This is a genomic window from Streptomyces sp. BHT-5-2 (genome assembly GCF_019774615.1).
Lineage (GTDB): Bacteria > Actinomycetota > Actinomycetes > Streptomycetales > Streptomycetaceae > Streptomyces.
In genome coordinates this window covers 3,487,074-3,506,547 of the sequence record NZ_CP081496.1, presented here as the reverse complement: position 1 = coordinate 3,506,547, position 19,474 = coordinate 3,487,074, and the positions used below count along the sequence as shown (strand labels likewise).

The following is a 19,474-nucleotide window of genomic DNA, read 5'->3' as shown; positions in this document are numbered from 1 at the left end:
CCCGGGGTCTTTTAGGTGGTCACCCCTGGAGTGGCGTTTCCGTTGGTCCTGTCCATGTGACTTGGACCATAGGGATATAGAAGCCCCTCCTGGACCATCAAGATCCAATTGTCAGGGTGTCGACTCCAAAGGAATCAGCCTCAGGCCGCGATCTGACCTACAACTTCAACACCGACGGCTTCGTCGCCTACTGCGCTTCACGCCGGTCGGCCCGGAGGCAGGTCATAGTTCCATCCAGCTGCGCCGGCCCGCAGGGCCGTCCAGCGGCCACCACACCGGAGCCGCTGCCCCAAGCTCCTCCAACTCCTCCAGGACCGCGGCACCAACAGGTACGTCCTCGGCGAACCGCGTCGTCGACGGATGCTCACGCACCATCGCTCGCAGATCCGCGACCCGATGGAGAAGCGCCTGCCGGCCGGCTCCGGTCAGGACGAACAGAAGTCGGGGGAAGACGGGGTACGTCCGCTGCCAGGCACGCATCCCCGACAGATTCGCCGCGCTGCGCCGACCGGCGACCGGGACGTGATCGTAGAACCGCGCGTAGGTGATCACCTTCGACGCCAGACGCTCGGACGACTCGGTAGCCCGGTCCACCTCGACGAAGGCACGCAGCATCGCCCGCGTGGGCGCGGTTCGGGTGTAGCGCAGCAGGGCATCAGCGATCAGCGTGCGGTCTCCGTCGCCGGCACCGTCGCGGATCGGATGTGCCACTTCCGGGAACCAGTCCGAGGCCGTGACCTCGTCGCCCCGCCGCCGCGCGTCTTCGATGAACGCCAGCGCCGTCCGCGTCACGGCCAGAGTGTGGGCACTGCGTGCCCCCATCGTCGTATGCCGACGAAGGCGCCGCCCCGCGAACTCGGGCCAGCTCGCGACGTTCCGGGCGCCCTGATCGGTAAGTGACCAGACGCTGGGGCAGTGAGCCCGGGTGGCACTCTGGACGAGACCGAGCCGTCGAAGATCACGGAGGCAACGCCGCAGGTACCTTAGTTCAGGCGGAGGCGCCAGCAGGCGACGCAACTGCTCCGTCTCCGCGGCACGGTGCACGAACAGCGCAGCCAGTGCCTGCTCCCGCACCGGCGCTGCGCGACGGGATGAAACCGTGGAGGAGGGGGTGGGCATCAAAGCTCCCGGGCGCCGAAGGGCTCGTAGCGGAGGGGCCGCGAGGAGGGCTGGGAACCCTCGCCTTCAGCTCACCGAGCTTTCTTACCACCACGCTTACCACTACGCCCCGCCCCCATTACGGAACGATCACACCAGCACTTACCAGCACTTGCCGACAGCGTGGGGTGGCCCCCACCTCCCGGGAGGAATCAGGCAAGCTCACGAGGAGCAGAGACTTCCCGGTGCCAGCAGGGAAACGTGAGCAGCGCATCGGGTGTGGGCAGTTACGCATGGCGAGGTTGATTGGGTTCACCGTCGAGCTCTTTCCGGGCTACCGGACCGCCTGGCTCCACAGAGTCAGCGACTGCAACTCTCCATGCATCTCGGCCAGTTCGGCCGCGACACGCGGTACCACTCCTGACGTCGCTGTGGTGTCGGTCGGTCCTCCGCGCGGATCCGTGGGGCCGGCCTGGTCGTAGGCGGGGACGGCCCCGGTTGTGCCCACCGCACTGGTCCGCGACCATGACCTCTGTGCCGAACAGCAGGAACCGCCAGGCCGTGCAGCTGCGCAGGTTGTTCCGCGACCGGTCGGCGCCGTCCACCCCGTTGTATTCCAGGAACCACAGGACGCCATTGTCTCGTTGACATGAATCGCGTTGTCGGGCCAGTGCTGGTTGGGTGGCCGCCGCGAACTTGCGCCGAAGTCGACCGGCTGAGCGCCGGACATGTCCACGCCTTCGGGGGCTTCGCCGTCGTCCGCGTTGAAGGTCGGTTTTCGCCAACCTTTGGAACTGCTCCAAGGAACACCTTCGGCTTGCCTTCCGGCCGTATCCTACTGTTCTCGCGATTGTAAAAATTGGTCGGTTCGTAGGGTGGGCCGCCCTGTTCGGGCATCATCTTGCGGCATTCACCCGCGCCCTGCGGGTTACTCCGCCCTTGGCTTGTGCGATCCTGAGGTGTCTGCCGACGTGGTGTCCGACGGTTTCGGTTTGGCTGGCAACACACTCGCGTGGCCGTGCGCCTGATTCCGTAGGTAGGCCCCCGTAAAAGACTCCGTGAGGGCCCCTTACGAGACCCCTTGCGGGACTCCTTGAAGGACCCCTCACGGAGAGTGCTTTTCGGAGGAACTCCCTGGCCAGGGAGGGTTGGTAAGTAGGTTTGACGCGCTGACAACCCTCCTTCCTGCCCTCTCCTTTGGTTTTGTGTTGGTGGTTGTGTGGGGTGGGTGGGTGCCGGTTCGTGTGTCGGGTTGAGGTGGGTCGCTGGGCGCTGTGCCTGGGAGTTGGCCCGCCTGGTTGCTTTGCAGGCCTTGATGGTGCGGTTTGTGTCGTGTGCGCCCGTGCGAGGCTTTGGGGGAATCGCCTTGGTTCTCTCGCCCCTGGGGTGCTGTTGTGCCGTCAGGCGTCCTTCTGAGGCTCCGGGCGACCAGGGCGTGGAAACCGTCTTCGGCGTCATCTACCCGCCACAAGTCGCCCTGGTCGGCTTCGGACGGCTCATCGACCGGCCCTGCGCCGTCGACGGCCTGCTGGGCGTACGGCCGGTCGTCACCGCCACCCTGTCCGCAGACCACCGCGCGACCGACGGCGCCGTCGGAGCGCGCTACCTGACAGCGGTCGACCGCCTGTTGCAGAAGCCGGAGGAGCTGTGAACCGTACCGAAGCACTGGGCATCGTCAAGGCATCGATCGCCCACGTCATCCCCGACGCCGACGTCACCACGCTCGGCCCCCACGACACGTTCCGCGACGCCCTCGACATGGACTCACTGGAGTTCCTGCACTACGTCGAGACCCTCAGCGAACGCACCGGCATCCGCATCGACGACGAGGACACCCCCCAGCTCACCACGCTGTCCGGCAGCGCCGACTTCCTCATCGCCCACGCGCGATCAGACACGCAGTGAGACGCGCAACGAGGCACGGCCGCACGTGTCAGTGCGGCCGGCTCGCCCGCGCGCCTCAGTAAGGCTGCTTTCTCAGGTTTTCCAAGCGCCGACCTCGACTCTGCCCCTACTGGCGCGTTCGGTTGACGAGGCCAGTGGCGGGGTGGGCATGCTCGCGTTCTCGTGGAGACCGGCCAGCCACTCCTGCAGTGCCTCCTGGACGGTGTATCGAGGTGTCCAGTCCAGTTCCCGCTGTGCCCGCGACGTGTCCATGATCGGGAAGTGCAGGACGGCGTCGAACAGGGACGGCGGAGTGCGCAGCAGATGCGTGCGCCAAGCGGCGGAGACCGCCGCCCGGGCCGGCCAGCCAGGCAGCGGGAAGGTCCGTGCGCCGAACATCTCGGCCAGCATGGGCGCGTCCACGACCGGTTCGGCCGCCAGGTTGAACGCACCGTGCACGGTGCGCACGGTGGCTTGCCGGAATGCCTCGGCCGCGTCGTGGGTGTGTAGGGCCTGGTACCGCATGCCGGGGACGGCGGGGAGCGCGGGCATGCGCTCCGGGTGGGTCAGGCGCTTGGGGACGAGCGGGCCGCGGAAGAGGCGGTGCTGCTCTCCTGCGGCTTCGCGCTTGAGTATGAAGCCAGGCCGCAGCCGCACCACCCGGATCTCGGGGTGTTGGAGCTCGAAGGCGTCCAGGACGCGCTCGACGTATGCCTTCTCCCGGCACAGCGCCGACTCCGGCCAGCCGTGAGTGGGCCAGGACTCGTCCACGATCCGGTCCTTCGGACCGGGTGAGTAGGCTCCGACGAAGGACGCGTAGATCAGGGCGGGAACGCCGGCTGCGGCCGCGGCGTCGAAGATCCTGCTGCTGCCGTGCACGTTCGTGCGCCACGTCGTCGCCGGGTGGTGCGTGGGCTGGAACAGCCACGCCAGGTGGATGACGGCGTCGGCGCCGGCGAAGTGTTCGGTGAGGTCGGTGCTCTCGTCGCCGATGTCCGCGCTTGCCCACCGGGTCTTCGCGGGGGACCACTTCGGGAGCCGTCGGGCCAGCCCCAGGATCGAGTCGACCCGTGGATCCGCGCCGAACGCCTGGACGATGCTGGTGCCGACATTGCCGGTGGCCCCGACGACCACCACCCGCCTGCCAGGAGATGCCATGGATCTCGCCCGCCTTCCGGCGTCGGCCCTGCCTTCCGGTGCCGACGTGGAAATGCTCGACTGCCTCTGCCTCCACCGTAAGCCGACAGCGGAGGCACCGCACGATCGCACGACGCCCGTGCAGGCCGCATGTCCACGCCGAGGCACCACCGCAACTGATCAACGAATTCCGTTCCGGCAGCCGCACACCGGACAGCAGACATCGGCGGGGTGCACCTTGCCTCGATGCGTGTCGCCTCACCCTCCGTATAGCTGACTTGACCACGACGTACGCGGTGGATGGGTACAACAACTCCCGCACCGGGTCGGCATCTCACTCACGGCGACGGGGTCCCGCCGGTATCGCTCCGGGATTGAACGCTAAGGGGGCCCAGTCAAGGTAAGCCGGAAAGGGGCAGCGGGATGATCTTGAGACTCCAGGAAAGCGGGTTACACCCCCTTCTGAGACTTGCATTGCGCGAAAACCCGGGCCCATGACGGACCCTCAGCAGTGTGAGTCTCTGAAGCCGGCCGCACGGATGACCGGAGCCGGCTGCGCGCGCCGGACTCGCCGTCTTCAAGGCCCTGTTCTCGTATGGCTACGGCGAACGGACATGGAGCGTTGTGGCGGCGGCGGTGGACGACAAGGGCCGTATCGAGCGCGTCCCGTATGAGCTGTGCGGCTGGTGGCGCTGCGGGACGCGGTGCGCCGCCAGGAGGTCTGGGTGGTGGGGGTGAACCGGTGGCGCAACCCGGAGGACGACCTGCCCGCCGACTTCGAGGACGACCGAGACGTGCACTACGCCGCGCTGGGCCAGCCGAACTGGACATGAACAGCCGCATGGACCTGACGCTCACGATCCGCGTGACGGTGCCCGCACCGCGCAGCTCATCGGGCGAGCCGGCCTCGACTACACCGGCCGGACGGCTACGCGGGGCAGCGTCCAGGGCCGGTTCCCGTCCTCAGAGGAGGCGGAGCTGCCCGACGGTGATCGGGACAGCCTTGTGCTGGTAGCGGTAGACCATGGCCCTGAGCGTGCCACGACAGAGCAGGGAAGACCGCGTATACGCGCTGGAGGGGCTGTTGCTGGAGTACGGCACGTGAGGTGACTGCCCGGGTGACGTGTCATGTCCCGGGTTGATTGCGCCGGCCTGGTCAGACCAAGGCTCAGGATCAACTACTGGCGGCTTTTGGGCTCACCTCGGTGATACCTCGATGACGTACGCCCCAAGTCTGCTTCGTGCGCCCCTTCGTCGCACGTGTGCCCCGGAGGGGACGGTGGGGATTCGGTATGTATGCGGACGAGTTCCGCCCCTCCTGTGAGGAAGACCCGAAGGAGCCAGGGGCAGGACTCGCTTGGTGTGGAGGTGTCTTCTCGCCGTCCCGCCCAGCTTGGACAGGACAGGGCAGGCGTTCCGTGACAAGTGACGACAAGCAAAGGGGCATCACATATGCCGACTCACATCCTTGCCGGCCTGGGAACTGCTAGCTCCAGCTACAGTCCGCCCATCACCCAGAGCGCGCAGACGGTCACTGTGCACAGCGATACGACATTTGTGCCGCCTGTGCCCTGTGCCGATGACCCTACTAGGCTACTGATGTCCTCTCAGGTCGACGGCACCTTTGTGACTCAGTGCCTGGGCACCGTCACCGAGGCGAACCACCATGGCACGCTCACGTGGTCGGACGGCACCACCAGTGCGTTCAACGTGAACACGTTCACTGCCGAACGCGTGGAAGGCCACATCGCCGGACATGCCGAGGGCACCATCATCAATGGGCACTACTCGGGTGCCACCATCAATCTTCTGCCTCTCCGGCTGGCAAACCAGACCGCGGCCTGCCTGACCGGTAGCAGTGTTTCTGGCGGCACTGGTTCAGAAGTGGTCGTCGTGACAGTGCCCTGAGTCTGGATCAACCGGTCCGTAACGGGGGCGCCGGTCTTCTCCTGTCTCGCTGTCGGCGGAGCCGGGGCGCGCAGCAATGAAGAGATGGTGCATGTGAGCGGCGCGACAGCAGGTGGCTTGCGGGACTTGGAGCCGTCGGTGGGGCGTCTGCTCGACCGGTATCTGGCGGTGGCCCGTGATGGTTCCGCATCAGTACGTGCCGTGGAGGGGAGCGCGGGACTTCGACGGCCCGCTGACGGTACGGGCTGGAGTGCGCAGCAGTCGGCGCTGTCGCAGGCGGTGCAGGGCGCCCTGCTTGTCAACTTGCTCACCGAGGACTATCTGCCCAGTCATCACTTCGAGATCGCGACCCGCTTCGGCAGGGACGGGGCCTGGGGCGCTTGGGTGCACCGGTGGACGGCGGAGGAGGATCACCACTCATGTCTCATGCGGGCCTACGTCCACGCCCGTCGTGCGATGGACCCGGTGGCCCTTGAGGAGCTACGGATGCGGCATGCGGGCGGCCGGGTACCGCAGCGACCTGCCGACCGTCCTGCATGCGCTGGCGTACGTGACGGTGCAGGAGCCGGCGTCCCGCCAGGCGCACCGCAGCGTGGGCGTCATGTGCGGTGCCCGGTGGGTGAACAACTGATGGCGTGTATCGCCGCAGACGAGAACTTGCACATGCTCTTCCACCGGGATCTGTACGCCGACGCCCCCCGCGTGTTCCCGGACGACGCGCTGACGGCTTTGACCGACGTGATCTGCGACTTCAGGATGCCAGGCACGACGATTCCCGGTTTCCGCGCCCGCGCTCTGCGGGTTGCCGCCGTCGGCATCTTCGACCTCTATGTCCACCACCAGCACGTCGTGCGGCGCCGTTTGCGCGCCCTGAGAGTGATGTGTGGCCCGGCAGGGGAGCAGGCCCAGGAGAGACTGGGGCAGCACCTGGAGTCGCTGTGGGCGCAGGGGTCCCGCGCGCGAGAACTGTACGAGCGGATGGACGCCGGTGACGGTCCAGGGCGTTCCCGTACCACAGCGCAGGAGGCCACGGCATGACACAGGAAGTGGGACAGGACATCCAGCCGGTGCTGCCCGAGCGTCTGGTCACCCTGCTGACCAGTCATCTCGACGTCAAGGCGGACCCACAGCAGCTGACGGCGGCGACGACATTCGAAAGCCTCGGGATGGACTCCTTGTCCTTGATGGAACTCGTGGTGGCGGCAGAGGAGGAGCTCGGGATCGTCCTGCCGGAGGACGCCGTGGAACTGTCCCCGTCAGCCACACTGGGCGAGGCCGCCCAGGTGTTCGAGCGTGCGCGCTGAGGTCGCGGTCACCGGACTGGGTCTGGTGACTCCCGCGGGGCACAGCGCCGAGGACAACTGGGCGGCTCTGTGCCGGGGCCGCTCCCTGGCCGCCTCCGATCCGGAACTCGCCGGACTGCCCGTCGACTTCTCATGCCAGGTGCCCGGTTTCGACGCCGTCGCCGAACTGGGACGGTCGCTCGCCCGGCGGGTGGACCGGTTCATCCAGTTCGCCCTCGTCGCCGCCAGGCGAGCTGTCGCCGACGCCGCGCTCGACCCCACGTCCTGGCCGGCCGAGCGGGTGGGCGTCGTGCTGGGTGTCGGCTCGAACTGCCTGAGTACCTACGTCACCGAGTTCGGCCACCTCGGCGCGGGCCGCCCCGAGCGGGTCTCACCGCTGGCGCTGCCGCGCAGTGTGCCGAACATGGCGGCCGGCGAGGTCGCGATCGACCTGGGCGCCCAGGGGCCGAACTTCACCACCTCCAGCGCCTGCGCGTCCGGCGCGACAGCGATCGGTGTCGCACGGGACCTGCTGCGGTCGGGCACCTGCGACATCGTCCTGGCAGGCGGCAGCGAGTCCGGGCGCTCCCGCATGACGGCGACCTGCTTCACCCGGATGCGCGCGCTCTCCCGACAGCGGGAGCAGCCGGAGCTGGCCAGCCGGCCGTTCGACGCGGCGCGGGACGGCTTCGTCCTGGGCGAGGGCGCCGCCGTCCTCGTACTGGAACGGCTCACGCAGGCAAAGGCCCGCGGCGTTCCGGCGCCGGCGCTGCTGCGCGGTTATGGAGCCGGTGCGGACGCCTGTCATCCGGTTGCCCCGGACCCGGCCGGTGCCGGAGCGGCCCGGGCGGTCCGTGCCGCGCTGGAGGACGGGGCCTGCGCTGCGCGTGACGTGGGTCTGGTCAACGCGCACGGTACGTCGACGCCGTTGAACGATGCAGCCGAGGCCGCGGCCCTGACCCGGGCGTTCGGTGACGACGTGCCACCGGTGACCGCGTCCAAGGGTGTGATCGGTCACGCTCTTGGCGCGGCTGGAGCGATCCAGGCCGCGTACACCGTCCTTGCCCTGCGCCGCCGCCTCATCCCGCCGGTGGCGAACTTCCAGGGCCAGGACGGCGAGCACAAGCTGGACATCGTGGCCGGCCGCCCGCGCCCGGTCGACACAAAGACGGCTATCAGCTGTTCCTTTGGGTTCGGCGGGCAGAACGCCGTCCTGCTGTTCACAGCCCCCTGAGACGGGACAGGATACGAGTGCGAGCGTTGAGGCAGCTGCCCCCCACCGCTCCGGCAGCTGCCGCGGCCGAGAGCGGGCGCGCCGCGTTCGCCGCCCCGCCCGCCCGGCTCCTCACCGTGGTGGTCACCGGTCCACAGGCCGCCGCCGGAGCTGACGCCCACGCCGGCCGACTGGAGGACCTGGCGGACGTCACGCCCGTACGCGTCGTACGAACCCTGCCCGCACAGCAGGCGGCCGTGCTGCTGGCCGTCTCTCCGCTCGCTCCCGGCACCCGGGCCTCCCACGACGTGGTGCGGGCCGTGCGGAACACGCCCGCACCCGGCACCGTGGTCGTGGGTGGCCGAGCCGCCGAAGTCACTGACACCGCTGACACCGTTGCGGGCGCCCTGCCGTGGTGCCTCACCGCGCTGGGTGTGGGACTCGCGCTCCTGCTCGACGCCTTCACCCACAGCGTGATCGCGCCGCTGAAGGCGCCGACGGTGGCGGCCGTCAGCCTCGGAGCGAGCGAGGAGTACGTGCGCTGCAGAGACAACCGCACCACGATCGTCGACGGCATCGGCATCGGCATCGGCGTGGCGCTGGGCGGGGCCGTGGACGCCGTACTCGTACGCGGAGTGCTGGTGCCCGCCGTCATGACAGAAGCTGACCGCACACCCGGCAAAGAGCGAAGGGTAATCGATGGGGGAACCGACGCAAGACTCCACCACCCAGACCACACACCGCCACGCACGACCGCCGGAAGGCCCCTCGCCCGCTCCGCGGATCAGGGCGATCAGGACGGCGTTCCCGCCGTACCGCTACCCCCAGCACGAGATCATGGCCACACTGGCGCGCACCACGCTCATGAACTCCGCGACCGGCGTCCTGATGCTGCGGAAGATCGAGGCCAACGCAGGCGTGGCCACGCGCCATCTGTCCCTGCCCCTGGGCAAGCTCGTCGAACTGGCCGAACTCGACGACTTCACACAGACCAACCAGATATGGCTGCAAACCGCCCTGGATCTCGGCGAGCAGGCCCTGACCGGAGCCCTGAGCGAGGCCGGGGTACGTCCCGGGGACGTCGACGCGGTGATCAGCACCACCGTGACGGGGCTGGCCGTACCCTCGCTGGAAGCACGACTGGCCCAGCGGACGGGGTTGCGTCCGGACATCAGACGCATCCCGCTGTTCGGCAACGGCTGCGCCGGGGGAGCCGCGGGTCTCGCCCTGCTCCGCGACTACCTGAGCGCGCACCCGGACCACATCGCCGTCCTGCTGGCAGTGGAGCTCTGCTCCCTGGCCTACCAGCAGAAGGACGGATCGATGGCGAACATCGTCGCCGGCAGCCTGTTCGGCGACGGCGCGGCGGTCGTGGTGGCGGCGGGCGGCCACCGGGCAGGCGAGCGTCAGGGGCCACAACTAGTGGACGGCGCGAGCTGGTTGGTGCCTGACAGCGACGATGTGCTCGGCTGGGCGATCGGCTCCCACGGCTTCCGGATCCGTCTGGCGCCGGAGGTGCCCGCGCTCACCGAGGAACACCTGCCCCAAGCGGTGCACTCCTTCCTCTCCCGGCATGCGCTGACGACCGACCGGATCGGCAGCTGGATCATCCACGGCGGCGGGCCGAAGGTGCTCACCGCGGTGGAACGGGCTCTGGGCCTCGCGCCGGATGCCACCGTGCTCACCCGCCGTTCCATGGCCGACCGGGGCAATCTCTCGTCCGTGTCAGTCCTCGATGTCCTGGACACCGCGATGGGAAGCCCGCCCCCGGCCGGCACTCATGGGCTCGTGGCAGCCATGGGCCCCGGATTCGCTGTCGAACTCGTTCTCGTCCGCTGGTGATCGGCCGCGGCTACTGGAAAGAGATGCCATCATGACCGACGCGGGCTTCACCCCCCCTCCCCACCTGGGAGAATGCAAGCCATTGTCAAGACCTGTGGATCGTGTCTGCGAGGCGCAGTGGCGGCATCTGAGTCCGTGCCACGCTCAGGGCGTGTTGGGATGATGACTGTCTGCCCCGAGCGGACGAGCGGCCCCATGAGCCTCAAGGGGTGTCAACGTCCTGTTTCCGAAGACGCCTCCCTCTGCTTGTTTGGTCATGTGGCCACACAAGCAAGCATTCACACATCGCATCAACCGTGGTACCGCCCGGCACGGTGGTTCTGCTCTGAGGTCTGTCTGAGCTGGCGGTTCATCCGTTCCCACTTCCCCCGTCCGCTCTCGTGAGTCTGGTCTTCACGACCAGCGCCTGGCACACGCGCAGGCTCCGGCATCTCGACCTTCTACTCCTCGGACTCGCCCGGCTCCCGCAGGGGCTGCGGGGTCCGTCGCTGTGGAAGCGGATGATGGGGTAGCGGCCGTGGAAATTGATGTGTTCGTGGACCAGCGGGGACAGGCGTGAGCGGATCTCGGGGGAGATGGTCACACGCCCCCGGCTTCCAGCTTCTTGACCGCCGCATCGGTGTAGAGCCTGTTCCACCACACGACGGCGTTGAGGGCGAGGCCGAGGGCGCCGAGCTGATCTTCCATGCCGCCGCGGTAGCCGTGGCGGAGCTCGCCGAGCCGTTGGCTTCATCCTCGGAGGGGCTGTCGACGCTGAATTCCCCACAGACAACGCACTTCCCCACGTGCCACAGGCACCACTCCGGATCGAGCTGGAACGCCCAGTCATGCAACCGCTCGCGCTCGCTCACAGCGTGCCCTCCGGACGCTCCGAAGCCTCAATGCCCGCGTCCAGCATGGCGTTGAGGCATGCGCCCAGAGCACACAGCGTCTCTTCCAGCTCTTCCTCGGTCAGCTCATTCACCCACGGGACACGAGCCTTCAGCGCCTCTGTCAGACGGTGCTCAAGGTCCCGGAGTTTGTCTGCTGCCTGGCTGGTCGTGCGCTCCTCAGATGCCATCAGCGCACCGCCTCCGGCTTGTGGGAGTGGTCCCCCAACTCCAGCGAACACAGAGCCGCACGGGCATGCCGACCGTGCTTCCGGTGCTCAGCTCGCTGCCACACCAGTGCCTCGCAGACGTCGCACCCTTCAACAGGCTGCGGCTCCGGAAACGGGTCCTGAAGGTGCACCGGCCCACTCTGACGATCCATCAGCTCACCGCCACACCATGGATGAGTGCACAGCGAGCCACAATGCCCGGGACACACCAGGTGGCGACTGCCGCTGCTCGCGCTCCTCGGGCGTGAGGACGTACGGACGTACCAGGGCCGAGTCCACACCACGTAGCAGCAACTCCCCCCGCTCGACGGGAACTCGGGGGAGTGCGAGAGTCGGAGCGTCCGTGTGCTGCACGACGGGCAGCGCACCGACCGCATGGCGGCAGACATGGTCTGGTAGTAACCGGCGTACCAGCGATTCGAAGATCGTTCGGAATAGTGTGAAGCACTGTCGTCAACCTCCCAGGGTTGATGGCCACGCCCCCGGACCGACGCGCATCGGTCGCGGGGGTCTTCTCGTGCCCCGCCTCATAACCCGTGTTTCGTTGGCAAGTTGATGGGGCCTCATCCCGCAGAGTGCTGGAGAGTGGAGTAATTTGCAAGACTTCCATCGAAGTCGCTCGGTTGAGTTGACGGACGTTGCAAGTCGCTCACTGTGCTGATTTCATTTCGAGCGCGACGGCATTTCAGATTGGCGTCCGAGGGGAAGGGGGGAGGTATGTCGGAAGAGTCAGCGGGGCCCACCGGTTCGACCGTGCCGCGTAGGCAACTCGGCAGATACCTGACCGAACTGCGTGAACGTGCGGGTCTCACCGCGAAAGCGGCAGCTCATGAGCTGGAGCGATCAACGGCGACGCTGTGGCGTATCGAGTCGGGGAAGACTTCCAGTCGTAGTCATGAAGTTGAACTCATGTGCCGCGTATACGGAGCATCAGCAGACCTGACTGAAGCGCTCATGGCTCTGGCGAAAGAAACGAAAGCTCGAGGCTGGTGGCACGCTTTCGGAGACGTGATTCCCGAAGGCTTCGACCTCTACGTCGGGTTGGAAGAAGCAGCGGCGCAACTTGACGTATATGAAGTCGGGTTGGTCCCGGGCTTGCTTCAGACCGAAGGGTACGCCCGCGTGGTCATTGAAGTAGGCCATGCGGGCGAAGACCCGGCGGAGATTGAGCGCCGAATCCAATTCCGCGTCAAACGTGGGGTGGTGCTGAACAGGGTGATTAACCCGCCTAAGGTCACGGTGGTGCTAAACGAGGCTGTTCTGCGCTGCCCTATCGGCGGACACGGCGTCTTCGCAGGTCAGTTGCACCATCTGGTGCGGGTCAGTGAACTTCCGAACGTGACGATAAGAGTGCTCCCGTTCAATGCTGGTCTACATCAGGGGCTCATGTCCGGGCAGTTCACTATCTTGCGCTTCCCGCTGAGCGGAAATGGGAAACAAACAGAACCATCGACTGTCTACGCGGACGGTTACACAGGAGACCTCTATTTGGATAAACCAAATGAGGTTGAACGCTACGACGCGGCGTTCAAGGACATTTCAAGTAAGGCGCTGCCCGAGGAAGCATCAAGGCGCCTGATTCTCGAAACGGCAGGAAAGTATGAACAGGGCTGATCTGAATCACGCAACCTGGCGAAAGTCCAGCTACAGCAATTCCAACTCTAACTGCATTGAAGTCGCCGACGGCTTCTCTGGCCTGGTCCCCGTGCGAGACAGCAAGGACCCGCACGGCCCGGCGCTGGTCTTCCTGGCCGACGACTGGACCTCGTTCGTATCAGCCATCAAGCAAGGGGAGTTCCCCGGCTGAGACGACACACCGTAGCCCGACGGCCACCCTCCACCGTCACGGAGGGTGGCCGTTCGCATGCCCGACAGCGCCAGAGTGGTTGGCAGGCTCGACCATCGGACAAGGATCTGGTTCTCTCTACTCCCTCACCGTTGGGAGGGGCTCCACAGAGGTCGGCCGGTAGATCCGCACGGGGATGTTTCCGGCGGGGCCGGGCACAGGGGTGTCGTGCACCGCTTTCACCTCGACCCGGAGGGTGGCCGTTACGGCGGACAGCTGCTGCTCCGCTTCGCGCAGCAGTCGGGGGTCGGTGGAGGCCCGAAAGGAGGGGCCCGGCGCGGTGCCGTACGGCCGGGCTCGGATGCGCCGAGCTCCGCGCGCCTGCTCACCCGTGAGCGCTGTGCTGCGCCACCGGGTCGTGTCTTGGGGTAAGACCGGTGGGGCCGGAACTCCGTTGCTGTCGTGGGCGCATGAAGGCGGTGGCGGCAGCCGTGGCGAGGATCAGCACGGCCGCGACGCAAAAGGCGTTCCGGGCGCCTGTCAGCGTGGCGGTCCCCTGCGCGAGAGCGCCGGACGTGGTGATGCGGAAGAAGACACTGCCGAGCAGGGCGACGCCGAGGGTGCCGCCGAGTTGCTGGACGGCGTTGAGCAGGCCGGCTGCTGAGCCGGTCTCGTGCGGGCGGACGTGGCGCAGTGCAGTGGTGAAGAACGGCACGGCGTACAGGCCCTGGCCGAGTCCGGCCACCGCCAGCGCCGGGAGCAGCGGCCACGGGTAGGAGCCGGGCCGGCCGGTGCCGTACACCACCGCCGCGGCCACGGTGCCGACGAGCAGGGCCAGCAGGCCGACCGCCATGACGCGGGCCCCGTATCGCGGTACGAGCCAGGCGCCGGCGGCCCAGGACGACAGTGCCATGGCGACCGACCATGGCAGCAGGGTGTAGCCCGCCGTCAGCACGTCGCTGTGCAGCCCCACTTGCAGCTGCACCACGATCACCAGCATCAATCCGTTGACCGCGGCGAAGAAGAGCACGGATGCGATCAGGGCGGCGGGGAAGCCGCGCTCGCGGAACAGGCTCGGCTCGACCAGCGGGCTGCGGCCGCATCGCCCGCGCCACCGCTGGTGGACGGGAAAGCCGGCCAGCAGTGCGCCGCCGACGATCAGCAGCGCCCAGCACCAGCCCGGCCACCCCACCGCGCCTCCCTGGATCAGGGGGTAGATGACGAGACCGGTGCCCAGCACCGCCAGCACCGTACCGGTGAGGTCCAGACGAGGCCGCCTGGCGGCGCGGTCCTCACGCAGCAGGCGGCTGGCCAGCAGGACCGCGGCGCCGAGGGGCACGTTGACGAGGAACACCGCGCGCCACGTGGAGCCGAAGAGATCGGCGTGGGTGAGCACGCCACCGAGCGCGGGACCGGTGACGGCGGCCAGACCCATGACGGGGCCGATGCAGCCCATGGCTCGGGCCAGCTCACGGCCGTCGAACAGTGCACGGATCATGCCGATGGTCTGGGGGATGATCAGCGCCGCGGCGGCTCCTTGCACGGCCCGTACCGCGATCAATGCCGCGGTGGACGGGGCCAGCGCGCATACCAGCGAGGCGAGGGTGAAGGCGGCCATGCCAGCGCGGAAGATCCGCCGGCGGCCGGCGATGTCGCCCAGGCGCCCGCCGGTGATCAGGAAGACGGCGAAGGGCAGTGTGTAGGCGGCGCTGAACCACTGGATGGCCGCGTTCGAGCCGCCGAGGTCGGCACGGATCACCGGCGCGGCGACGGTCGTGATGGTGGCGTCGAGGAGGTTCATCGCCTCGGCGAGCAGGAGCACCGCCAGCGCGGCCCAGCGGTGCGGATGGCGTGTGGTGGATTCGTCAGGCATGCCTCGACGGTGCGCCGAGGCGCGATCCAGCTTCCACTTCTGCCGATAGAGCGATGAGACTTTCCACATCTCTGTCTTGTGTGCATGATTCTCACATGCTGGACGACATTGATCGCGGTCTCATCCACGCCCTGCACATCGACGGCCGGGCGCCGTTCAGCACGATCGCGGACGTCCTCGGCGTCTCGACACAGACCGTCTCCCGCCGCTACCGCCGGCTGCGCGCCGAGGCGTCGCTGCGGGTGGTGGGTCTGGCCGACCCCCACCGGGCCGGGCGTACGCAGTGGCTGCTGCGGCTCACCGCCGGCCCGCACGCCGCCCAGGACCTCGCGGCCGCGCTCGCCCGCCGCGCCGACACCTCCTGGGTCATGCTGGCCTCGGGCGGCACCGAGATCGTCGCGCTCGTGCACACGCCTACCGCCGTCGGCCAGGCTGGGCACGCGCTGCTGTTGCACGACATCCCGCGCACGGCCGCCATCACCGCCGTCTCCGCACACTGCGTCCTGCACACCTACCTCGGTGGACCCACCGCCTGGCCCGGACGCGAACAGAGCCTCGACGCCGAGCAGCGCCGCCGCCTCCAGCCCGCCATCGTGCCCGCCCGTCCCGCGCAGCAGGCACTCACCCCGGCCGACGACGACCTGCTCGCCGCCCTCCAGCGCGACGGCCGTGCCAGCCTCACCGACCTCGCCGCGGCCACCGGCTGGTCGGCCGCCACCATCGCGCGCCGGCTGGCCGATCTGCGAGCCGTCGGCGCACTCTTCTTCGACCTCGAGCTCGACAACACCCTGCTGGGCGTCACCACACAGGCAATGCTGTGGATGGCCGTCGCCCCCGCCCACCTTGACCACGTCGCCCGGACCTTGGCCGGACACCACGAACTCGCCTACGTGGCCGCCGTCACGGGCCCCAGCAACCTGGTCGCCCAGGCACTGTGCCCCGACCCGGCAGCGCTGCACCGCTACCTCATCGACAAGGTGGGGGCCGTGGCAGCGATCCGCAGCCTGGAGACCGCTCCTGTTCTGCGCATGGTCAAGGCAATCGGCCCGGTCCCGTCCACGCCCCGGACCGGCGCACCCCGCCGCACCAAGTCCCGCACCCAGCCGGCCGGGTAGGCCACGAAGCGCTCATCCGCCAACTGGACGAGTAAGCCCGAACGTTCCGGTGTCACAGAGGCATTTGACGAGGAACCCATGATGAGGAACCCACAGACAGTGGATGATGCTCTCACCCTCGTCAGATACGGCATCCTGGCTGGTGAGTGTGAAGCCGATGCCCTCGTAGAGACGTTGGGACGTTGGGCACGAGCATTGTCGGCGTGGGTGAACAGCTGGAACCGGTCGTAGCCGTGGTCTCGGCCGTGGGGGACGGCACGAACGGTGCCGTGTGATCAGTGGTCACAGGCGATCAGCGACCGGGTTACCGGTGCGCCGAACCGGTTCCCGCCTGGCCACCGGCCGTAGCTGTCGCGCTGCGGGGCGGGCAGCGGTTTCGGGCCACTGCGGCGACGAGTCGGTGCGGGCCGAGGGCGGTGGAAGGGGGCGCGCTGGCATGGGTATTGTGCGCCAGTTCGACCAGTGTCTGTGTCTCGCGGTGGGCTTGAATGCGCTTCTTGGCAGAGGTTGGGGCGTGTGCCAGGCTCGCCGGTGCTCTGCTGTTCTGCCCCGCTCTGTCTCCCCCTCCAGGCTGACTCCCCGCGCTGTCCCGGCTCAGTCCCGGGCTGTGGGGGTTCTGCTCCGCGAACTCACTCCGTACGACCTGAGGAGAGTCGGCATGACCACGATCGAGCACGATCAAGCAGGTGATCCCACCCTGTACCGCACTCCGGCGGATGCCGTTGCCGCTCCACCCGAGAAGTTCGCCTACGTCGTCGGCTTCGACCGCACGGCGCAGCGCCCGGACGCATTGTTCACCCTCGACACCGACCCCGAATCCCCTTCATTCGGCCGGGTGTTGAGCATCGTCGAAGTCCCCGGACGCGGTGACGAACTGCATCACTTCGGCTGGAACGCCTGCTCCAGCGCGCTCGCGCACGCCGGTCACCACCACGCCGAACGCCGCTATCTGCTGGCGCCCGGACTGCGCTCCTCGCGTCTGCACGTCTTCGACACCCAACCGGACCCGGCCCGCCCCCGCCTGGCCAAGGTCGTCAGCGCCGACGATCTGGCCGCCAAGGCGGGCTACTCGCGCCCGCATACCCTGCACTGCGGCCCCGACGGCGTCTTCCTCTCCTGCCTGGGCGGCGCGTACGGCGCCGATGGACCCGGCGGCGTCGCCCTGCTCGACCACGACACCTTCGAGGTACTGCGCCCCTGGGAAACCGACCGTGGACCGCAGCACCTGGCCTACGACGTGTGGTGGCATCTGGGCCACAACGTCGCCGTGACCAGTGAGTGGGGCACGCCCTCGATGGTCGAGGACGGTGTGGACCCGGAGCTGCTGCTCGCCCGCAAGTACGGCCACGCGCTGCACTTCTGGGACCTGGACACGGGCCGGCACCTCCAGCGCGCCGACCTGGGGGACGAGCACCAGATGGTGCTGGAACTGCGCCCGGCCCACGACCCGCAGGCCACGTGGGGCTTCGCCGGCGTCGTGATCAGCACGGCGGACCTGTCGGCGTCCGTGTGGCTGTGGCACCGGGACACGGACCGGGAGGGTGGCGAGTTCTCCGTGCACAAGGTCATCACCCTTCCCGCCGAGCCCGCCGAGAAGAGCCAACTACCTCCGGCGCTCCAGCCGTTCGGGGCCGTGCCGCCGCTGGTCACCGACATCAATCTGTCGGTCGACGACCGCTGGCTGTACGTCTCGGCCTGGGGGACGGGCGAACTGCTTCAGTACGACGTCAGCGACCCCTTCCACCCCCGCAAGACCGCGTCCGTGCGGCTGGGCGGCATCACCGGCCGTGCGCCGCACCCCTCGACGCCGAACGTACCGCTGTCCGGAGGGCCTCAGATGGTCGAGCTCAGTCGCGACGGACGACGGGTGTACCTGACCAATTCCCTGTACGGGGCGTGGGACGACCAGTTCTACCCGGACGGCATCCAGCCGTGGCTGGTCAAGCTCGACGCGGACACCGCCCGCGGCGGCCTGGTCGTCGACGAGCGCTTCTTCCCACACGGCGAGGAGTTCCAGGGAAGGCGGGTGCACCAGACCCATCTCCACGGCGGCGACGCCTCCTCCGACTCCTACTGCTACCGCTGAAGGCCGACCAGGCGGCCTCGTGGCATCAGGGCTGTGACCTGCACCGTTTCCGAGCGCCGACTGTTCGGGCAGTACCGGGACGATCTGCGACAGCTCTCCGCGGCCATGCCGGGGTGGCCGGCCGTCGTCAAAGCCGACTTCGGGTCCTCGCAGGCATCTGCGAGGACTCGCCGGCCGCTTCCCCGCACGAAGCCCGGCACAAGGCCCAAGCAATCCCCGCCGGCCTCCTCGCCGACCGTTTCGGCACCACTCGGCTGATGGCCTGGGGCATAGGTCCGCCTCGTCCAGACCCGGGTGAGGAGACTCGTCAATAACACGTCGAGGTAACGCAACCCAGATCGCGGAACGCTAGGGCTGCTGCGCAGCTTCACTCATCGGGACGAGTCTGTAGCCTGCCGTGCGCAGGCGTGTGTGCTTCCCCCTGCGACGTGCTCGGGTGCGCCTACCCGTCTCCAGCGCTTCCTTTACCTGCTCGCCGAATTCCGCGTCCCGCTCTGTGTACCTGTAGGCGGTCCTTCGGCTGATGCCCGCGCGTTCGGCGGCGCCTGTCATGGTCTCCCCGTCGCGCAGGGCCTCCAGGAGAATGGCTGCCCGAGCCGGAGTCATGCGACCACCTGTTTCGCGGTGCTGCTGCCGACCAGGTCCCCGACCGCATCCAGCACGGCCTTGAAGCGTGCGGCATTGGCGCTCCACGCGGTCACGGTGGCGGCAGCGACTCCGGTGGTGCGCGCGGCGTCGGCGAGGGACATTCCGAGCGCTACGCCGCGCAGTACGTCGGCACGTTGCTGAATTGCCTGCCCGCACCGGGCATGCGGGTGTCGCCCCGCGAAGGCGACGGCAGGATTTCCGTCCGCGTTGGCCACCGCGTCGAGAGCGTCGAGCGTTATACCGGTGCGGGTGGCCGCCTCTTCGGGCACGAAGCCGACGCGGCGATATTCGACCAGTCGTTCTCGGGTCTTTGCGGGCAGTACGGGAGCACTTCCGTTGGCCGGCAGGTGCATGTGGAGACGTGGCCCCCCTTCCGACTGGCAGGACGTCAGCTGTGTTCGCCGGGGGAGGGGTAGTTGAGCCCGAGGTCCATCGGCACGCTGGTTATGGGAGTGCGGGGAGTCCGTCCCCCAATCCGCAGGATGGCTTAGGTTAGCCTAAC

General features: G+C 68.1%; 18 protein-coding genes and 1 pseudogene. 12 read left to right on the top strand and 7 right to left on the bottom strand.

Annotated features, from left to right (window positions below; translation table 11 throughout):
* Nucleotides 1–222 precede the first annotated feature (222 nt).
* Entirely contained in the window at nt 223–1,119 is an 897-nt protein-coding gene (locus K2224_RS15645; RefSeq protein WP_221907123.1) for a replication-relaxation family protein, read from the bottom strand.
* Nucleotides 1,120–2,533: 1,414 nt separating this feature from the next.
* Here K2224_RS15645 and K2224_RS15640 point away from each other — a divergent pair.
* Together K2224_RS15640 and K2224_RS15635 are read left to right on the top strand one after the other, a co-directional pair.
* Entirely contained in the window at nt 2,534–2,749 is a 216-nt protein-coding gene (locus K2224_RS15640) for a 2-oxo acid dehydrogenase subunit E2 (protein WP_260692667.1), read from the top strand.
* Nucleotides 2,746–3,003 carry an acyl carrier protein gene (locus K2224_RS15635; protein ID WP_260692666.1) on the top strand — a complete coding sequence of 86 codons (258 nt, stop codon included), beginning with the start codon at nt 2,746–2,748 and terminating at the stop codon, nt 3,001–3,003. Before K2224_RS15640 ends, K2224_RS15635 begins: the two co-directional genes overlap by 4 nt.
* 72 nt (nt 3,004–3,075) lie before the next feature.
* Here K2224_RS15635 and K2224_RS15630 read toward each other — a convergent pair whose 3' ends face one another.
* On the bottom strand, nt 3,076–4,140 hold the full coding sequence (locus K2224_RS15630; RefSeq protein WP_221907122.1) for an NAD-dependent epimerase/dehydratase family protein: 1,065 nt from the start codon (nt 4,138–4,140) through the stop codon (nt 3,076–3,078).
* A gap of 656 nt (nt 4,141–4,796) precedes the next feature.
* On the opposite strand from K2224_RS15630, the gene K2224_RS15625 reads away from it, so the two are divergent.
* Both K2224_RS15625 and K2224_RS15620 read left to right on the top strand, forming a co-directional pair.
* Nucleotides 4,797–4,952, top strand: coding sequence for a hypothetical protein (locus tag K2224_RS15625; protein ID WP_221907121.1), 156 nt, complete (start codon nt 4,797–4,799; stop codon nt 4,950–4,952).
* Nucleotides 4,953–5,718: 766 nt separating this feature from the next.
* A complete protein-coding gene (locus K2224_RS15620; protein WP_221907120.1) occupies nt 5,719–6,027 on the top strand; it encodes a hypothetical protein in 309 nt (102 codons plus the stop codon).
* 189 nt (nt 6,028–6,216) lie between these two features.
* On the opposite strand, the gene K2224_RS40510 is transcribed toward K2224_RS15620, so the two are convergent.
* Nucleotides 6,217–6,360, bottom strand: a complete 144-nt coding sequence (locus tag K2224_RS40510; RefSeq protein ID WP_260693518.1) for a hypothetical protein — start codon at nt 6,358–6,360, stop codon at nt 6,217–6,219.
* Here K2224_RS40510 and K2224_RS15615 point away from each other — a divergent pair.
* The 4 genes from K2224_RS15615 (at nt 6,307) to K2224_RS15600 (ending at nt 10,365) form a co-directional block, all read left to right on the top strand.
* Complete coding sequence (locus K2224_RS15615) at nt 6,307–7,065, top strand: acyl-ACP desaturase (protein WP_260693462.1); 759 nt, start codon at nt 6,307–6,309, stop codon at nt 7,063–7,065. The two genes, K2224_RS40510 and K2224_RS15615, sit on opposite strands and share 54 nt — an antisense overlap.
* On the top strand, nt 7,062–7,331 hold the full coding sequence (locus K2224_RS15610) for an acyl carrier protein (protein ID WP_221907119.1): 270 nt from the start codon (nt 7,062–7,064) through the stop codon (nt 7,329–7,331). The genes K2224_RS15615 and K2224_RS15610 overlap by 4 nt, the downstream gene beginning before the upstream one ends.
* On the top strand, nt 7,321–8,544 hold the full coding sequence (locus K2224_RS15605; protein ID WP_221907118.1) for a beta-ketoacyl synthase: 1,224 nt from the start codon (nt 7,321–7,323) through the stop codon (nt 8,542–8,544). The genes K2224_RS15610 and K2224_RS15605 overlap by 11 nt, the downstream gene beginning before the upstream one ends.
* Nucleotides 8,545–9,222: 678 nt before the next feature.
* The gene (locus tag K2224_RS15600; protein WP_221907117.1) at nt 9,223–10,365 is read left to right on the top strand and encodes a type III polyketide synthase; all 1,143 of its coding nucleotides are present in this window, start codon (nt 9,223–9,225) and stop codon (nt 10,363–10,365) included.
* Nucleotides 10,366–10,944: 579 nt separating this feature from the next.
* On the opposite strand, the pseudogene K2224_RS15595 reads toward K2224_RS15600, so the two are convergent.
* Both K2224_RS15595 and K2224_RS15590 read right to left on the bottom strand, forming a co-directional pair.
* Nucleotides 10,945–11,076 (bottom strand): annotated as a pseudogene (locus K2224_RS15595) (Tn3 family transposase); the annotation flags it as partial.
* A 136-nt stretch (nt 11,077–11,212) separates the two neighbouring features.
* A complete protein-coding gene (locus K2224_RS15590) occupies nt 11,213–11,425 on the bottom strand; it encodes a hypothetical protein (protein WP_221909976.1) in 213 nt (70 codons plus the stop codon).
* 756 nt (nt 11,426–12,181) lie between these two features.
* On the opposite strand from K2224_RS15590, the gene K2224_RS15585 reads away from it, so the two are divergent.
* Entirely contained in the window at nt 12,182–13,078 is an 897-nt protein-coding gene (locus K2224_RS15585) for a helix-turn-helix transcriptional regulator (protein WP_221907116.1), read from the top strand.
* Nucleotides 13,065–13,271 carry a DUF397 domain-containing protein gene (locus K2224_RS15580; protein WP_221907115.1) on the top strand — a complete coding sequence of 69 codons (207 nt, stop codon included), beginning with the start codon at nt 13,065–13,067 and terminating at the stop codon, nt 13,269–13,271. The genes K2224_RS15585 and K2224_RS15580 overlap by 14 nt, the downstream gene beginning before the upstream one ends.
* Nucleotides 13,272–13,635: 364 nt before the next feature.
* Here K2224_RS15580 and K2224_RS15575 read toward each other — a convergent pair whose 3' ends face one another.
* Complete coding sequence (locus K2224_RS15575; RefSeq protein ID WP_260692665.1) at nt 13,636–15,123, bottom strand: MFS transporter; 1,488 nt, start codon at nt 15,121–15,123, stop codon at nt 13,636–13,638.
* 95 nt (nt 15,124–15,218) lie between these two features.
* Here K2224_RS15575 and K2224_RS15570 point away from each other — a divergent pair, with 95 nt between their 5' ends.
* Both K2224_RS15570 and K2224_RS15565 read left to right on the top strand, forming a co-directional pair.
* On the top strand, nt 15,219–16,238 hold the full coding sequence (locus K2224_RS15570; RefSeq protein WP_221907113.1) for an Lrp/AsnC family transcriptional regulator: 1,020 nt from the start codon (nt 15,219–15,221) through the stop codon (nt 16,236–16,238).
* Between the two features lie 658 nt (nt 16,239–16,896).
* Entirely contained in the window at nt 16,897–18,324 is a 1,428-nt protein-coding gene (locus K2224_RS15565; RefSeq protein ID WP_221907112.1) for a selenium-binding family protein, read from the top strand.
* 602 nt (nt 18,325–18,926) lie between these two features.
* Here K2224_RS15565 and K2224_RS15560 read toward each other — a convergent pair.
* Nucleotides 18,927–19,325, bottom strand: coding sequence for a hypothetical protein (locus tag K2224_RS15560; RefSeq protein ID WP_221907111.1), 399 nt, complete (start codon nt 19,323–19,325; stop codon nt 18,927–18,929).
* Nucleotides 19,326–19,474 lie beyond the last annotated feature (149 nt).

Coding starts and splice junctions, on each gene's coding strand:
- K2224_RS15570 (WP_221907113.1), top strand. CDS start 15,219: ATGCTGGACGACATTGATCGCGGTCTCATCCACGCCCTGCACATCGAC.
- K2224_RS15575 (WP_260692665.1), bottom strand. CDS start 15,123: ATGCCTGACGAATCCACCACACGCCATCCGCACCGCTGGGCCGCGCTG.
- K2224_RS40510 (WP_260693518.1), bottom strand. CDS start 6,360: ATGACTGGGCAGATAGTCCTCGGTGAGCAAGTTGACAAGCAGGGCGCC.
- K2224_RS15645 (WP_221907123.1), bottom strand. CDS start 1,119: ATGCCCACCCCCTCCTCCACGGTTTCATCCCGTCGCGCAGCGCCGGTG.
- K2224_RS15620 (WP_221907120.1), top strand. CDS start 5,719: ATGTCCTCTCAGGTCGACGGCACCTTTGTGACTCAGTGCCTGGGCACC.
- K2224_RS15630 (WP_221907122.1), bottom strand. CDS start 4,140: ATGGCATCTCCTGGCAGGCGGGTGGTGGTCGTCGGGGCCACCGGCAAT.
- K2224_RS15580 (WP_221907115.1), top strand. CDS start 13,065: ATGAACAGGGCTGATCTGAATCACGCAACCTGGCGAAAGTCCAGCTAC.
- K2224_RS15610 (WP_221907119.1), top strand. CDS start 7,062: ATGACACAGGAAGTGGGACAGGACATCCAGCCGGTGCTGCCCGAGCGT.
- K2224_RS15560 (WP_221907111.1), bottom strand. CDS start 19,325: ATGCACCTGCCGGCCAACGGAAGTGCTCCCGTACTGCCCGCAAAGACC.
- K2224_RS15590 (WP_221909976.1), bottom strand. CDS start 11,425: ATGGCATCTGAGGAGCGCACGACCAGCCAGGCAGCAGACAAACTCCGG.
- K2224_RS15565 (WP_221907112.1), top strand. CDS start 16,897: ATGACCACGATCGAGCACGATCAAGCAGGTGATCCCACCCTGTACCGC.
- K2224_RS15585 (WP_221907116.1), top strand. CDS start 12,182: ATGTCGGAAGAGTCAGCGGGGCCCACCGGTTCGACCGTGCCGCGTAGG.
- K2224_RS15600 (WP_221907117.1), top strand. CDS start 9,223: ATGGGGGAACCGACGCAAGACTCCACCACCCAGACCACACACCGCCAC.